Below are 15915 nucleotides of genomic sequence, written 5' to 3'. Positions count from 1 at the left end.
CGGCGCATTGTGCTCGCCCTGTCCACACCCGGCTGTGGAGAAAGCGGGCAAGATGCGCCGACTCGGCGTTGCCGGGCGGGCACAATGCGCCGACTCGGCGTTGTCGGGCGGGCAAGACGCGCCGAGTCGGCGTTGCCGGGTGGGCACCCATGCGCCGCGTCGGTGATGGCCTAGCGTTCCGGGGGTGAGGAGCATCCTGATCCGCAACGCCCGGCTGGTCCCGATCGGGGACGGGGACCGGGTGCCCGACGCACCGGTGGACGTGGCCGTCGAGGGCGGTGTCGTCACGGGGGTCGGGCCGGGGACGGATCGGCCCGCAGGCGCCGAGGTCGTCGACGCGGCCGGACGGTGGCTGATGCCCGGGCTGTGGGACCAGCACGTGCACCTGGCCCAGTGGACGCTCGCCTCGCAGCGCCTCGACCTCGGTGGCGCGCGCTCGCCCGAGGACGCGACCCGGGCGGTCGCCGAGTGGATCGCGACGTACCCCGGCCTGCCGGTCATCGGCTGGGGCCACCGCTCGGCGGGGTGGGACCGCGAGGTCACGGTGTCCGAGCTGGACGCGGTCTCCGGCGAGACCCCGGTGGTGCTGATCAGCGGCGACGCCCACCACGCCTGGCTCAACACCACCGCCCTGATGCACCTCGCGATGCCGGTGCGGGACTCCGTGGTCCGCGAGACCGAGTGGTTCGCGGCCTACCCGCGGCTGGCGACGCTGGTCGGCAACGACGGCACCTCCCCGGAGGCCTACCGGCGCACGCTCGACGCCGCGGCGGCCCAGGGCGTGGTCGGCATGGGCGACTTCGAGTTCGGCGGGGGCCGCGAGGAGTGGGCCGAGCGGTGGGCGCACGGGTGCGACCGGCTGCGGATCCGGTGGGCGACGTATGCCGACACCCTCGACGACGTGATCGCCGCCGGGCTGCGCACCGGCGACCCGCTGCCCGGCTGCGACGACCGCGCCACGATGGGGCCGCTGAAGATCATCAGCGACGGGTCGCTGAACACGCGGACCGCCTGGTGCTGCGAGCCGTACGGCGACGCGCACCGGCTGGAGTACCCCGCCGGCCAGCCCAACCTGGACGGCACCGAGCTGCGCGGCCTGCTCGCCCGCGCGCACGCCGGCGGCCTCGAGGTCGCCACCCACGCGATCGGCGACGCGGCCGTGGCGGAGGCGCTGGCGGCGTACGACGAGACCGGCGCCCGCGGCTCCGTCGAGCACGTCCAGATGGCGCGCCGCGAGGACCTGCGCACGCTGGCGCGGCTCGGCCTGCGGGCCAGCGTGCAGCCGGCGCACCTGCTCGACGACCGCGACCTCACCGAGCGGATCTGGGGCGAGCGCGCCGAGCGCTGCTTCGCGTTCCGGTGGATGGTGGAGGACGGCGTGCGGATCGCGCTCGGCTCCGACGCGCCGGTCTCGCCGCTGGACCCCTGGCTGGCGATGGCCGCGGCGGTGCACCGCAGCGCCGACGACCGCGACCCGTGGCACGGCGAGCAGGCGCTGACCGTGCGGGAGGCGCTGGCGGCCTCGGTCGACGAACAGCCGACCGTGGGCGTGGGCTCGCGTGGGGACCTGGTGCTGCTCGACCGCGACCCGCTCCTGCGCGACCTCGACGCCGGGGACACCGACGTGCTCGGGGCGGCGCTGCGGTCGATGGGCTCCGCGCTCACGGTCGTCGCCGGGGTGCCGGTGCACCGGTCAGCGGAGCTGGGCTAGCACCTGCTCGGCGGCCGCACGCTGCCCGGCGGCCAGCGGGTGGTAGGCGAGCGCGGTCTCGGCCGAGGTGACCCGGCCGTTGACCCACGGGTCGTCGGCGCAGATGTCGTGACCCGCGCTCGGCCCCCACAGGTCGACGTACTCGACGCTCGTCTCGTCCGCGGCGCGGCGTACGGCGTCGTTGAGGTGCGCGGTCACCGACCGGGCGAACGCGTAGTCCCCGTCGGCGAGCGGCAGCAGGTCGCAGCTGCCTGACCCGGGCACCACCTGCGGGTAGCCGACCAGGAGGATGCGCGCGTGCGGCGACCGGCCGCGGACCGTCTCGACGACGCCGGCCAGGTTGTCGCGGATGTGCTCGAAGGTCCGGGTGAGCGACGACTCGTCGACCGCGGCCCGGCACGGTGCCCCGGTCGGGTCGGAGGACGCCAGCTGGACGCACCGCCCGAGGACGCCGCCGAAGAGGTGGTCGTCGTTGCCGCCCAGGCCGATCGTCACCAGGTCGGTGCCGGGCCGCAGCGCGGCGAGCTGCGGCGGGACCCGGCTGCCGTGCTGCCCAGCCTGGGGACTCGTCACGTTCGCGGTGCGCGCGCCGCTGCAGCTGACGTCGGTGAGCTCGGTGCCGGGCAGCGCCCGGGCGACCAGGGCCGGGTAGTTCACCCCCGAGCGCAGGCAGATCGAGCTGCCGTCGGTGGGCGGCACGAGCGGCGCCGCGGTGTAGGAGTCGCCGAGCGCGACGTACTGGTCGTACTGCGTCGGCGCCGCCGTCGGCGAGCCGGTCGACCGCGCCGGCGCCGCGACCGGCTCGTCCGAGCCCGTGCAGCCGGACAGGCCCAGGGCGAGGGCCAGCGCGGGGGCGAGCGCGGGGGCGAGCGCGGAGACGATCGGGCGGAGCATGGAGAGACGGTACGTCGATCGGGTACTGCGCAAACATGACGTCCCCCACCATCCCCTCGGAGTCCACCGGCGGCGAGTCTCTGCTGACGGTGCTCGTGGCTCTCGTCGCGAACGGCCTGCTCGCGGCCGCGAAGTCGGCCGCGGCCGTGGCGACCGGCTCGGCGTCGATGGTCGCCGAGGCGGCGCACTCGTGGGCCGACACCGGCAACGAGGTGTTCCTGCTGGTCGCCGAGCGCACCGGGCGGCGACCGCGGGACGAGGAGCACCCGCGCGGCTACGGGCGCTCGACCTACATCTGGTCGCTCTTCGCTGCCTTCGGCCTGTTCTCGGCCGGCGCCGTCGTCTCGCTCTGGCACGGCGTCACCGAGCTCACCGGCGAGGAGGCGGCGCCGAGCTACACGGTGAACTACATCGTGCTCGGGGTCGCCTTCGTGCTGGAAGGGGTCTCGTTCGCGCAGGCGACCCGGCAGGTGCACGGGGCGGCACGCCACTTCGGACTGCATCCGCTGCGCTTCGTCTCGCGCACGTCCAACCCGACCCTGCGGGCAGTGTTCCTGGAGGACGCCGCCGCGCTGCTCGGGATCCTGCTCGCCGGCGCGGGCATCGCCCTGCACCAGCTGACCGGCGAGGCGGTCTTCGACGCGCTCGGCTCGATCGCGGTCGGCGTGCTGTTGGCCTTCGTCGCGGTGTTCCTGATGCACCGGAACATGGAGTACCTGCTGGGGGAGGGGCTCACCCCCGAGCTGCGCTCGGGGGTGATCGCGCAGCTGCTCGAGCACCCGCAGATCGAGCGGCTCACCTACCTGCACGTGGAGTACGTCGGCCCGCAGCGGCTGTTCGTGGTCGCCGCCGTGGACCTGACCGGCGACGACCGGGAGGGCGACCTCGCCGTACGCCTGCGCACGGTCGAGGCCGAGATCGAGCGCAACCCGCTGATCGAGGACGCGATCCTCACCCTCGCCCCGCCCGACGAGCCGGCACTCACCCCGTGAGCCGGCGCTCGCCTCGCCGCGGGCCAGGACGGCGGCCGACCCGGCGGTCCGTGGCGGGTCCGGTTTCCCGCAGGGCGCGAGCGCCGAAACCCGCGGCCATTTCGCCGGAAGCCCTTGACAGGAATATGTAAGTGCGCTGAACTAACAAATATGACGACGACGTCCCCGGTCGGCCGACCGCTCCGGCCCCGCGGCAAGCTCCTGCAGGAGGACGCGCGGCGCCACCACCGCTCGCTGCTGCTCCAGCAGCTGTTCCGGGAGGGGCCGGCCAGCCGCGCGGACCTGGCGCGGACCACCCGCCTGACCCGGGTCACGGTCTCCGACCTGGTCGGCGAGCTGGTGGGCGAGGGCCTGGTCGAGGAGCTCGGCGCCCCGGCCGAGGCGCGCGTCGGCAAGCCGCCGACCCTGGTCGGGCTGGCGCCGGACGCCACCCACATCATCGGGCTGGACCTCTCGGCCGACGACCGGATGACCGGCGCCGTGGTCAACCTCCTCGGGCAGGTCCGGGCCCGCCACGAGATCGAGATCGGCGACGCGCGGGGCGAGGCCGCCGTCCGGCTCGTGCACCGGCTGGCCGCCGAGCTGATCGCGATGACCGACCGGCCGGTGCTCGGCGTCGGCGTCGGCAGCCCGGGCGTGGTCGACGCCGCCGGCACCGTGATCGACGCCCCCAACTTCGCCTGGACCGACACCCCGCTGTCCACCAGCCTGGCGACCGCACTCGGCGTGCCGGTCTTCGTCGCGAACGACGCCAACACCGCGGTGCTCGGCGAGCACACCTTCGGCCAGACCGGCGACGGCGGCCTGATGGTGCTCCGGGTCGGCATCGGCGTCGGCGCCGGCCTGGTGCTCGGAGGCTCGCTCCTGCACGGCCACCTCGGCGCCGCCGGCGAGATCGGCCATGTCACCGTCGACCCCGATGGGGACGTGTGCGCCTGCGGGCGGCGCGGCTGCCTGGAGACGATCCTGGCAGCGCCCCGGCTGCGTCGCCGGCTCGCCGAGCCGGGCACCGACCGGGCCGCCGTGCTCACCGAGGTCGGCGAGCTGCTCGGCGTCACCCTCGCCCCGGTGGTCGGCACCCTGAACATCCACGAGCTGGTGCTGAGCGGCCCGACCGAGCTGCTCGACGGGCCGTTGCGCGAGGCGGCCGACCGGGTCGTGCGCGAGCGGACCATGCCGGTCAGCTCCGCGGCCCTGACGGTCCGCACCTCCACCCTCGGCGCGGACGTGGTGCTGATCGGCGCCGCGGTCCTCGTCCTCGCGGGACAGCTGGGCGTGTCGTGAGCACGTCCCCGATCTCGTACGGCGGGCCAACGGGGCCCGTCGCCACCCAGGACCCGGCTCTGCGCCGCACCTGGGCCAGTCACCACAACGGGTAATCGCAAGAGAGGAACGCTGCGGTGCGCATCAAGAAGACACTGGCCGGCGCAGCCCTGGCCACCTTGGCCCTGACCGCGCTGAGCGCGTGCGGGAGCGACAGCGACAGCGGAGACACGAAGAGCGAGGGCGGCCCCGCGACCGCCGACATCCGGGTCTGGCTCAACGGCGCGGACACCCCGCAGGAGGCCCGGGACTGGCTGAAGACGACCTTCGAGGACCAGAACCCCGGCTCCACGCTCACCATCGAGGAGCAGCAGTGGGACGGCCTGGTGGAGAAGCTGACCACCGCGCTGTCCAGCGAGTCCGAGACCCCGGACGTCGTGGAGATCGGCAACACCCAGGCCCCGACGTTCACGTCCGCCGGCGCCTTCAGCGACCTGAGCGGCCAGCTGGCCGACCTCGGCGGCGACGACCTGCTCCAGGGCTTCGTGGACGGCGCGACCGTCGACGGCACGGCCTACGCGGTGCCCTACTACGCCGGGTCGAAGTACGTCTTCTACCGCACCGACCTGATGGACCAGGCCGGCCTGTCGGTGCCCACCACGATGTCCGAGTTCGTCGACACCGCGGTCGCGCTCAAGCAGGCCAACCCCGAGCCGGCGAACTTCTCCGGCTTCTGGCTCCCGGGCCAGGACTGGCGTAACGGCGTCGCGTTCGTGTGGGACGCCGGCGGCGACCTGGCGACCGACGACGGCGGCGAGTGGACCGGCGCGCTGGAGTCCCCGGAGTCGATCGCCGGCCTCGAGACCGCGCAGAGGCTCTTCACCGAGGCGTCGGGTGCGCCCAAGGACGGCAACGAGGCCGACCCGCAGACGCCGTTCTGCGCCGGCGAGGTCGGCATGATGTCGGCGCCGGGCTGGGTCATGGGCCTGCTCAACGACCCGAAGACCGGCTGCCCGGACCTGGCCGAGAAGATCGGCGTCTTCGCGCTGCCCGGCACCGACGGCCAGCCCGCACCGGTGCTGCTCGGCGGCTCGGACATCGCGATCTCCGCGAAGTCCCCGAACCAGGACCTCGCCCAGAAGGCGATCGCCCTGATGCTCAGCGACGACTACCAGACGATCCTGGCGCAGAACGGCCTGACGCCCGCCAAGAACTCGCTGACCTCGCTGCTCGGTGACGACGCGTTCGCCCAGGCCACCATCGCGGCCGCCTCGAACGCCAAGCTGACCCCGGCCGCTCCCGGCTGGGCGACCGTCGAGGGCTCGCGCGTCCTGGAGGACCTGTTCAGCGCGATCGCCCAGGGCGGCGACGTCGCCGAGCTCGCCGCCAAGGCCGACGAGCAGATGAACCCGCAGCTCAACGGCTGAGCCACGCCCGCACGTCACACACCCGGCCGGGGCGGCGCACTGCGTCGCCGCCCCGGCCGTGGCCTGCCCGCGGCCATCATGGTCCCGACCACTGCGACCACTGCGACCACCGAGGGAAGGAGGACCCGATGAGCACGACGATCGGCCCGCCGCGCCCGCGACGTACCCCGTTGCCCTATGGCCTGCTGGTCCCCGCGCTCGCCGCGCTGCTCGTCGCCCTGGGCTACCCACTGGCCCGCGAGGTGGTGCTGGCCTTCCAGGACTTCGGCCTGGCCCAGCAGTTCGGCAACCCGCCGGAGTGGGTCGGCCTGGCCAACTTCCGCGAGCTGCTCCGCGACCCCTACCTGTGGACCGTCGCCCTGCGCTCGCTGGTGTTCTGCCTCGTCAACGCAGTGGTGACCCTGGCGATCGGCGTCGGCCTGGCGCTGCTCATGCAGCACATGGCCAAGCCGGTGCGGATCCTGCTGCAGAGCGGGATGCTGCTCGCCTGGGCGATGCCGGTGGTCGCGACCCTGACCGTGTGGCAGTGGCTCTTCGACACCCAGTACGGCGTGATCAACTGGCTGCTCACCGAGGCCGGCATCGACTACGCCGGGCACTCGTGGCTGCTCGACCCGCTGTCCTTCTTCTTCGTCGCCACCGTGATCGTCGTGTGGATGAGCGTGCCGTTCGTCGCGTTCACCGTGTACGCCGCGCTCACCCAGGTCTCCGAGGACCTCCTCGAGGCCGCCGAGATCGACGGCGCCGGGTCCGCGCAGCGGCTGCGCGCGGTGGTCCTGCCGAGCATCCGCCCGGTGCTGCTCGTCGTCGGCCTGCTCCAGGTGATCTGGGACCTGCGGGTGTTCACCCAGATCTTCGTGCTCCAGCAGGCCGGCGGCACCACCCGCGACACGAACCTGCTCGGCACCTACATCTACCGGCTCGGCATCGGCGGCGGCGACTTCGGCATGGCCAGCGCGGTCGCGATCTTCATGCTCGTGCTGACCGTGCTGCTGACCGCGCCGTACATCTGGGCGATGCTGCGCCAGGAAGGGGAGGACTGATGCCCCGGCCCGCCCGCCGCCCGGTGCGGCTGCTCGCCAACGTGGTCGGCGTGGTCGCCTTCCTGATGTGCGTCTTCCCGGTCTACTGGATGGTCAACAGCTCGCTGCTGCCGCGCAACAAGATCCGCAACCCCGACCCGACCTGGGTCCCGTTCGGGGGCACGCTGGACAACTACCGCACGGTCTTCGACGGCAGCCAGTTCCTCGACGCGCTGAGGATGAGCCTGATGGTCACCCTGCTGACGATCGGCGTCGCGCTGACGTTCGCGTTCCTGGCGGCGGTCGCGGTCGCGCGGTTCAAGTTCCGCGGCCGCAGGTCGTTCATCGTGGCGCTGCTGGTGATCCAGATGATCCCGGTCGAGGGCCTGTTCATCTCCCAGTACAAGATGCTCGAGGGCATGAACCTGCTCAACTCCGTGGTCGGCCTCAGCCTGGTCTACGTCGCCTCGGTGCTGCCCTTCACCATCTGGACGCTGCGCGGCTTCGTCGCCGGCGTGCCCTTCGAGCTCGAGGAGGCCGCGATGATCGACGGCTGCTCACGGGTGCAGGCGTTCTTCCGGGTCACCTTCCCGCTGCTCGCGCCCGGCCTGGTCGCCACCGGCGTCTTCGGGTTCATCCAGGCCTGGAACGAGTTCACCCTCGCGGTGGTCGTGATGTCGCAGGGGGACAAGAAGACACTGCCGCTGTGGCTGAGCATCTTCACCGACGTCAACCGCGGCACCGACTGGGGCGGCATCATGGCCGGCTCCACGCTGATCGCGATCCCGGTCGTGATCTTCTTCCTGCTCGTCCAGGGCCGGATGGTCGCCGGCATCACCTCCGGGGCGGTGAAGGGATGAGCGACCTCACCGGCAACCAGCAGAGCCTCGATCGGCTCGCCCTGCGCGTGCTGCTGCCGGCCTTCCCCGGCACCACGCTGGCCCGCGAGGTCGCCGACCTGCTCGTAGAGGGCCTGGGCGGGGTCTGCCTGTTCGGCAGCAACACCGCCGACGGGCCGGACGCGGTCGCCGGGCTCACCGCCGCGATCCACGCGGCCGCGCCGTACGCCGTCGTCGCCGTCGACGAGGAGGGCGGGGACGTCACCCGGCTGCACGCGCTCCAGGGCAGCCCGGTGCTCGGGCCCGCCGCCCTCGGCGCCGCCGGCGACCTCGAGCTGACCCGCGAGACCGGCGCGGCGATCGGTACCGAGCTGGCCGCGGCCGGCATCGACCTCGACCTCGGCCCGGTGGCCGACGTGAACTCCGACCCGGACAACCCGGTGATCGGCACCCGCAGCTTCGGCACCGACGCCGCGGCGGCCGCCGCGCACACCGCGGCCTGGGTCGCGGGGCTCCAGGGGGCCGGCGTCGCCGCCTGTGCCAAGCACTTCCCGGGCCACGGCGACACCGCCCAGGACAGCCACCTCGCGCTGCCCACGGTCGACGTCGACCTGCCGACGCTGCTGGCCCGCGAGCTGGCGCCGTTCGCTGCCGCCGTCGAGGCCCGCGTCGCGTCGGTGATGACCTCCCACATCCTGGTGCCGGCGGTCGACCCGACGCTGCCCGCGACCCTGAGCCGACCGGTGCTGGGGCTGCTGCGCGACCACCTGGGGTACGACGGCGTCCTGGTCACCGACGCCCTGGACATGGCCGGCGCCTCGGCCGGCCGGGGGATCCCCGAGGCCGCGGTGCTGTCCCTGGCCGCCGGCGCCGACCTGCTGTGCATCGGCGCCGACAAGGACGTCGCCCTGGTCCGCGAGATCCAGGCGGCGATCGTGGCCGCCGTCCGCGCCGGCCGCCTCTCCGAGGGGCGACTGGTCGAGGCGGTGGACCGGATCGCCCGGATGCCGCGCGGCACCGGCCGCGCCACCGCCGTGGACGACGCCCGCCAGCTCGCCGGCGCCCGGCGCGCCGTGATGGTCGACGGCGCGCTGCCCGACCTGCGCGGTGCCGAGGTCGTCAGCGTCGCGACGGCCGCGAACATCGCGATCGGGGAGGTCCCGTGGGGCCTGCGACCGGACCGGACCGTACGGCCGGGCCAGCCGCCGGGCGGCGACCGGCCGGTCGTGCTGCAGGTGCGCGACGCGCACCGGCGACCCGAGGTGCTGGTCGAGGGGGCCGCGGTCGTGGTCGAGTGGGGCTGGCCGGGTCCGTACGCCGGGGGGCCGCCCCGGATCTGCACGCGTGGCTACTCCCGCCCGGGAGCGGCCGCGGTGACCGAGCTGTTGAGGAAGGCGGGGTGGGACCGGTGAGCAACGAGCCCAGCAGGGGTTCGAGCAACGGGCTGAGCGTGGGGCTCGACATCGGCGCGACCAAGACCCTCGGTCTGGTCGTCGACGCGGACGGCGGGATCCGGGCGACGGTGCGGGAGGCTACCGAGCCGGGCGCCGAGGGCGTGGTGCGGACGGCCGCGCGCGTCGTCGAGGCGCTCCGCGCGGCCACCGGTGATCGGCTCGCAGGCACCGTCGGCGTCGGGATGCCCGGGCTGGTCGACGTCGAGCGCGGCGCGGTCAAGCACGCGGTCAACCTCGGGGTCAACGGCGACTGGCTGCCCCTCGGGGACCTGCTCGGCGAACGGCTCGGCACGCGCGTGGTGGTCGAGAACGACGTCAACGTCGCCAGCCTCGGCGCGGTCGCGATGAGCGGTGAGGACGACCTGGTGTACCTGAGCATCGGCACCGGCCTGGCGGCCGGCCTGGTGCTGGGGGGCCGGCTGCGCCGCGGCGACCACGGCGCGGCCGGCGAGATCGGCCACGTGCCGGTCGACCCGGGCGGCGCGCTGTGCCAGTGCGGCCAGCGCGGCTGCCTGGAGACGATCGCGTCCGGGTCGGCGCTGGCCGCCGCCTGGCCGTCGGCCGACGTCCCGCCGGCGCAGGCGCTGTTCGCCGCGGCGCTGGCCGGAGACCCCGCCGCCGTCGCGGCGCGGGACCGGTTCGCCGCGGGCGTCGCCAGCGCCGTCCGCGTGCTCAGCCTGGCCGTCGACCCGCGCACCTTCGTGCTCGGCGGCGGCGTCGCCCAGCTCGGCGAGCCGTTGCGCGCCGCCGTGGCCGACGCCCTGCGCGAGCAGGCCCGGACCTCGCCGTTCCTCACCTCCCTGGACCTGGCCGGCCGGCTCCGCGTGGTGCCCACGCACTACCCGGTGGCCGCCGTCGGGGCCGCCCTGCTCGGGCGGTCGTGATGAGCACCGTCGTCTCCGGCCTCGTCGACGCCCAGGTCAACGGCGCCGCCGGCATCGACCTGACCGCCGAGCCGCACCGGCTGTGGGAGGTGGCGGCCGCGCTGCCGGCGTACGGCGTCGTCGCGTTCGTCCCGACCGTGATCAGCTCCGACCCCGCCGCGCGCGACCAGGCGCTCGTCACCCTCGCCGCCGGGCCGCCCGCCGGGTGGTCGGGGGCCGAGCCGCTCGGGCTGCACTTCGAGGGCCCGATGATCGCGCCGACCCGCCGGGGCGCGCACCCCGAGCGCTGGCTGCGGGCGCCCGCGCTGGACCTGGTCGACGGCTGGTCGCGGGAGGCCGGCGTCGCGATCGCGACGATCGCCCCCGAGCTCCCCGGAGCGCTCGAGGTGATCGAGCGGCTCACGGACCGTGGCGTCGTGGTGTCGGTCGGCCACACGGCTGCATCCGGCGCCGAGGTCGCCGCCGCCCTCGAGGCCGGCGCCCGCTGCCTGACCCACATCGGCAACGCGATGCCGCCGCTCCGGGCCCGCGAGCCGGGGCCGGTCGGCGCGGCGTTCGGCGGCGACCCCGTGACCGGCCCGGTCGCCGGCCTGATCGTGGACGGCCACCATCTCGACCCGCTGTTCGTGCGCACCGCCTGGCGGGCCCTGGGGCCGGACCGGTTCCTGTCGGTGTCCGACACCACTGCCGGCCTCGGGCTGCCCGACGGCCCGGCGCGCCTCGGCGACCAGGACGTCGTGGTCGCCGACGGCACCGTGCGCCTGGCCGACGGCACCCTGGCCGGCTCGGCCGCCTCGCTGCTGGACTGCCTGCGGATCCTGGTCGCGCAGACCGGCTGTACCCTCGGGGAGGCGGTGGCCACCGCCACCACCACCCCGCTGGGCCTGCTCGGCCGGCCGCCTCGCGAGGAGCGGATCCGGCTCTCCGAGGACCTGCGACTGGAGGTGGACTGATGGAGGTCGTCCCGCTCGCCACCGTGGCCGAGGTCGGAGCGCTCGCCGCCGACACGATCGAGGCGCTGGTCCGCTCCCACCCCGAGGCCGTGCTCGGCCTGGCCACCGGGTCGAGCCCACTGCCGGCGTACCAGGAGCTGGTCCGCCGGCACCGCGCCGGCACCGGCCCGTCGTACGCCGGCGTGCGCGCCTTCCTGCTCGACGAGTACGTCGGTCTCCCGGCCGGCCACCCGCAGACCTACCGGGAGACGATCTTCCGCGAGCTCACCGACGCCCTCGGCGTCGACCGCGACCGGGTCGCGAGCCCGGACCCGTCGCCGGACCTGCTGCCCGGGGCGGGGGAGCGCTACGAGGAGGCGATCCGCGCCGCCGGCGGGGTCGACCTGCAGGTGCTCGGCATCGGCGGCGACGGCCACCTCGCGTTCAACGAGCCGGGGTCCTCGCTCGGGTCCGTCACCCGGCTCAAGACGCTCACCGCCCAGACCCGCGCCGACAACGCCCGGTTCTTCGACTCCGTCGACGAGGTGCCGCGGCACGTGCTCACCCAGGGCCTCGGCACCATCCTGCGGGCCCGGCACCTGCTGGTGGTGGCCTCGGGAGCCGGCAAGGCCGACGCGGTCGCGGCCGCGGTCGAGGGTCCGCTCTCGGCGTCCTGCCCGGGCTCGGTGCTCCAGCTGCACCCGCACGCCACCGTGCTGCTCGACGAGGCCGCCGCGGCCGGGCTCGCCCGCCGCGACTACTACCGCGAGGTGTTCGACCACAAGCCCGACTGGCAGCGGCCCTGACCCTGCGGAGTTCGATCAGCGTCCAGGCGCGTGGTGCCGGAGATCAAAACCATGGTCTATAGTCTTTACTTTACGTCCGAGCGCGGTGGGTTGACCACACGCCCCAGCCGTGCGCCTGGGCAAGAGCTAGACAGCCCTGTCGGGCTGAACCGGATGTTGATGAATCCCGCGGTGATACCGACATGCATCGGTCGCACGATGTCTCGATATGGCCGCCCCCTCGAATTGGTGGTGTCTCGATGAACAACCTCATAGGCAGAGCCCTGGCCGTGCTCGTCGGTTCTCTGGTGTTGGCCCTCGCGCTCGCCCCCGCGCACGCGGCAACGCTGGAGGGCAGCCCGGGCACGGACCGCATCATCGGCACGAGGAACGACGACAGCATCCGTAGCCTCGCTGGCGCCGATGTCGTCAAGGGCCGCGGCGGTGCCGACGCCGTCCTCTCCGGCCCCGGAAAGGACCAGGTGTGGGGAGGGGTCGGCCCGGACAGGGTCAGCAGCTCCCGGGGCAACGACGAGGTCCACGGCGGCGGTGGCAACGACCTGCTCAAGGCCTCGCGTGGCAATGACCTCCTGTACGGCGAGCTCGGGGACGACGGTCTCTTCGGCGGGCCTGGCCTCGATGAGCTCTATGGCGGCCCGGGCCTCGACTTCCTTCGCGGAGAGGGCGACGCCGACCGCCTCTGGGGTGGACCGGACGACGATCAGCTCGAGGGGTCGGCCGGCGACGACCACCTCTACGGCGAGGACGGTCGGGACACGGTTCGCGGAGACGGCGGGAGCGACCTGATCTACGGTGGCGCGGGCGACGACGACGTGCGCACCCAGTCCGGAGTCGGAGGACTCCTCGGCGCCGCGGGCGACGACTTCGTCTACGGTGAGGAAGGCGGCGACCACGTCTCCGGCGGCATGGGCAACGACTACGTGGACGGTGGGTCCGGCGACGACGAGCTGGACGGCGGCTCCGGCGACGACCTGCTCGTCGACGGTGAGGGCGACGACCAGCTCACTGCCGACGAGGACAATGACGTGATCTATCTCGGCCCCGGCCGAGATGAGTCCTACTCCGAGGAGGGCGACGATGTGTATTACGTCCTCGACGACGGGGTACGAGACGACATCTACTGCCAGGGCGGGTACGACCGCGTCTACTTCGTGGGAAGTCGAGACCGGCTGGACGTCATTCACGACCTGCCCCAGGGCGCGGGGCCGTGTGAAGTGGTGGAGGTTGTCGCCAGCGCACCCGCCGATTGGCCCTACTGACAGCCGTCTGGTGACCTCGACCAGCCGTCAGCCCAGCGCGACCACGAGCGCGAGCACGGTCTCGGGGTCGTCGAGCCGCTCGCCGTACAGCTCGCGCAGCTGGCCCATCCGGTAGCGCACCGTCTGCGGGTGCACGAACAGCTCGGCGGCGACGGCCTCGCGCCGTCCCTGGTGCAGCAGCCACGAGCGCAGGGTGTCGGTGAGCTTCTCGGCGGTGCCCGGGCGCAGCGCCGCGAGCGGGGCGAGCACCTGCGCGCGCAGGTCCGCGCGGGCCGCCGCGTCGGCCTCGAGCACCAGCCCGACCAGGTGCGCCTCGGTGTCGAGCTCGACGCCGGCCGCGCGGGCGCGCAGCGCGCGGTCGTACGACGCGCGCACCTCCAGCCAGGGCCGCGCCGGCCCCGCGAGCGCGCCCCGGCCGCCGAGCGTCCGCAGCAGCGCCTTGCGGCGGTGGTCGTGCGCGTCGGGGACCAGCAGCAGCGCGCCGTCGTCGAGCCCCGGCGGATCGGTGACCTGCAGGGTCGCGGGGGAGAGCGCCGCCAGCACCGGCCGCACCTGGGCCTCCGGCACGAGCACCGCGGTCAGCGTCTGCGGCGGCTCCCACCCGGCGCGTTCGGCGGCGGCGACCACCTGGTCGACCGGCGCCCCGGTCAGCAGGTGGTGCGAGACCCGCTCGAGCAGCCGCTGCCGCACCCGCCCGCTCGTGGCCAGCTCGTCGGTGTGCCCCGCGACGCTGGCCGCGGACAGCTCGTCGATGTAGGCGAACACCAGCTCCGCGAACGCCACCAGCGTCTCGCCGGCGACGCCGTTGCGCACCGCCACCGTGGACATCTCGCGCCAGGAGACCCGGGCGCCGATCCGGTACGCCGCCAGCAGCGCGTCGGTCGTCCGGCCGCTGCGCGCCTCGCCGCGACCGAGCTGGTAGGCGCCCTCGACCGCGGGCGCGGCCGGGGTGGACCGGTCCGCCCCGCGGCTGCCGCTGGCCAGCGAGAGGAAGCCGCCGAGCGCGAGCTGCACGGCGTTGCGGATCGTCTCGCCCATCGGCCCGCTGAACGCGTCGGTGTAGCTGGGCACCTCGTCGATGATCGCCGCCACCACGTGCTCGGCGACCCGGGGCAGCTCGGCGCGCATCTCGCCGACGGCCTCGGCGCTCAGGCGCAGCCCATGGTCGGCGGTGCGTCGGACCGTTCGTCGGACCATGGCGTCTCCTGGCTCGCGTTGAATTGTGCGGAGATGACAATTGAGACGTGGATCTTCACGTCCAGCGGTCATGATCTTACGCTCGGATGCCAGCACACTCGAAGCATGAGCATCGCTGTCCCCTCCGGTGCGGCCCGGTCCGGGTCGGGATGGTCCCTGCGCACCACGCTGCGCCAGGTCGCCGAGGCCGCGGTCACCCCGCGCGACCTCGGGGACGTGCTCGACCACTTCCACCCGCTGCGGCGCGGCACCGACCTGCGTGGCCGGGTCGTCGAGGTCCGGCCCGAGACCGCGGCCTCCGCCACGCTGGTGATCAAGCCGGGCCGGGACTGGGCCGGGCACGTGCCCGGCCAGTACGTCCGCGTCGGCGTCGACGTCGACGGCGTGCGCCTGTGGCGCACCTACTCGCTGACGCACGGCCCGCGCGCCGACCGGTGCATCAGCATCACCGTCAAGGCGATCCCCGACGGCGTCGTCTCCAACCACCTGGTCGGCCGGGTCCGGCCCGGCCAGATGATCCAGCTCGGCCAGGCCGCGGGCGAGTTCGTGCTGCCCCAGCCGATCCCCGCGAAGCTGCTGCTGGTGACCGCCGGCTCCGGCATCACGCCGGTGATCGGGATGCTGCGCAACCTGTTCTCCCGCGCCGAGCGGCCCGCCACCGACATCGTGCTGCTGCACTCCGCGCTGTCGCGCTCGGAGGTGATCTTCGGCGAGGAGCTGCGCAGGTACGGCGCGGCCGGCTGGCTGCGCCTGGTCGAGCTGCACACCGACACGCACGGCCTGCTGCAGGTCGCCGACCCTGAGTCTGGCTTGGACCGGATCGTCCCCGACCTGGCCGAGCGCACGGCGTACGCCTGCGGGCCGGCGGGGCTGCTCGACGCGCTGCAGGGGTACTACGACGAGCGCGGCCTCACGCTCAACGTCGAGCGGTTCCGCGCGCCGATGGCCGCCACGGGCGAGGGTGGCACCCTCACCTTCACCTCCGGCGTCACCGTCGAGGCCGACGGCGCGACGCCGATCCTGGATGCCGCGGAGTCCGCGGGCGTCCTGATGCCGAGCGGCTGTCGGATGGGCGTGTGCTTCGGCTGCGTCCTGCCGCTGCGCGAGGGCTCGGTCCGCGACCTGCGCAACGGCCAGCTCACCACCGCCGCCCCCGGGGACGGCGTCAGCATCCAGACCTGCATCAACGCCGTCGCCGGCGAGTGCCACCTCGACCACGCCTGACCGAGATCCGA

The 15915-nt window shown here is 74.1% G+C and carries 14 protein-coding genes; 12 read left to right on the top strand and 2 right to left on the bottom strand.

The genetic code is table 11. The annotated features are described in order from the left end of the window. Positions 1-184 precede the first annotated feature (184 nt). A complete protein-coding gene (locus QMC84_RS20910) occupies positions 185-1711 on the top strand; it encodes an amidohydrolase family protein (RefSeq protein WP_300378327.1) in 1527 nt (508 codons plus the stop codon). Here QMC84_RS20910 and QMC84_RS20905 read toward each other — a convergent pair. Then, positions 1694-2605, bottom strand: a complete 912-nt coding sequence (locus QMC84_RS20905; protein ID WP_300378325.1) for an SGNH/GDSL hydrolase family protein — start codon at positions 2603-2605, stop codon at positions 1694-1696. The genes QMC84_RS20910 and QMC84_RS20905 overlap by 18 nt on opposite strands. A 35-nt stretch (positions 2606-2640) precedes the next feature. Here QMC84_RS20905 and QMC84_RS20900 point away from each other — a divergent pair, with 35 nt between their 5' ends. From QMC84_RS20900 to QMC84_RS20855, 10 genes are all read left to right on the top strand, one after another. After that, entirely contained in the window at positions 2641-3597 is a 957-nt protein-coding gene (locus QMC84_RS20900; RefSeq protein WP_300378323.1) for a cation diffusion facilitator family transporter, read from the top strand. 150 nt (positions 3598-3747) lie between these two features. Further along, on the top strand, positions 3748-4881 hold the full coding sequence (locus QMC84_RS20895; protein WP_300378321.1) for an ROK family transcriptional regulator: 1134 nt from the start codon (positions 3748-3750) through the stop codon (positions 4879-4881). A gap of 116 nt (positions 4882-4997) precedes the next feature. Next, positions 4998-6287: an extracellular solute-binding protein gene (locus QMC84_RS20890; protein WP_300378319.1), complete on the top strand. Its 1290-nt coding sequence runs from the start codon at positions 4998-5000 to the stop codon at positions 6285-6287. 128 nt (positions 6288-6415) lie between these two features. Next, a complete protein-coding gene (locus QMC84_RS20885) occupies positions 6416-7330 on the top strand; it encodes a sugar ABC transporter permease (protein WP_300378317.1) in 915 nt (304 codons plus the stop codon). Further along, positions 7330-8169: a carbohydrate ABC transporter permease gene (locus tag QMC84_RS20880; RefSeq protein WP_300378315.1), complete on the top strand. Its 840-nt coding sequence runs from the start codon at positions 7330-7332 to the stop codon at positions 8167-8169. Before QMC84_RS20885 ends, QMC84_RS20880 begins: the two co-directional genes overlap by 1 nt. Continuing rightward, positions 8166-9560, top strand: coding sequence for a glycoside hydrolase family 3 N-terminal domain-containing protein (locus tag QMC84_RS20875; RefSeq protein WP_300378313.1), 1395 nt, complete (start codon positions 8166-8168; stop codon positions 9558-9560). The genes QMC84_RS20880 and QMC84_RS20875 overlap by 4 nt, the downstream gene beginning before the upstream one ends. Further along, positions 9557-10486, top strand: a complete 930-nt coding sequence (locus QMC84_RS20870; protein ID WP_300378311.1) for an ROK family protein — start codon at positions 9557-9559, stop codon at positions 10484-10486. Before QMC84_RS20875 ends, QMC84_RS20870 begins: the two co-directional genes overlap by 4 nt. After that, on the top strand, positions 10486-11439 hold the full coding sequence (locus QMC84_RS20865; protein WP_300378309.1) for an N-acetylglucosamine 6-phosphate deacetylase: 954 nt from the start codon (positions 10486-10488) through the stop codon (positions 11437-11439). The genes QMC84_RS20870 and QMC84_RS20865 overlap by 1 nt, the downstream gene beginning before the upstream one ends. After that, positions 11439-12224, top strand: coding sequence for a glucosamine-6-phosphate deaminase (locus QMC84_RS20860; protein WP_300378307.1), 786 nt, complete (start codon positions 11439-11441; stop codon positions 12222-12224). Before QMC84_RS20865 ends, QMC84_RS20860 begins: the two co-directional genes overlap by 1 nt. Positions 12225-12463: 239 nt before the next feature. Next, a complete protein-coding gene (locus QMC84_RS20855; RefSeq protein ID WP_300378305.1) occupies positions 12464-13483 on the top strand; it encodes a calcium-binding protein in 1020 nt (339 codons plus the stop codon). A 27-nt stretch (positions 13484-13510) separates the two neighbouring features. Here QMC84_RS20855 and QMC84_RS20850 read toward each other — a convergent pair whose 3' ends face one another. Then, on the bottom strand, positions 13511-14680 hold the full coding sequence (locus QMC84_RS20850; protein ID WP_300378303.1) for a PucR family transcriptional regulator: 1170 nt from the start codon (positions 14678-14680) through the stop codon (positions 13511-13513). Positions 14681-14785: 105 nt separating this feature from the next. Here QMC84_RS20850 and QMC84_RS20845 point away from each other — a divergent pair, with 105 nt between their 5' ends. Then, on the top strand, positions 14786-15904 hold the full coding sequence (locus tag QMC84_RS20845; RefSeq protein ID WP_300378301.1) for a ferredoxin reductase: 1119 nt from the start codon (positions 14786-14788) through the stop codon (positions 15902-15904). Positions 15905-15915 lie beyond the last annotated feature (11 nt).

The organism is Nocardioides sp., assembly GCF_030019515.1.
Classification (GTDB): domain Bacteria; phylum Actinomycetota; class Actinomycetes; order Propionibacteriales; family Nocardioidaceae; genus Nocardioides.
The sequence above is the reverse complement of the archived record's forward strand: the minus strand, read 5'-3'. Positions and strand labels throughout refer to the sequence as shown.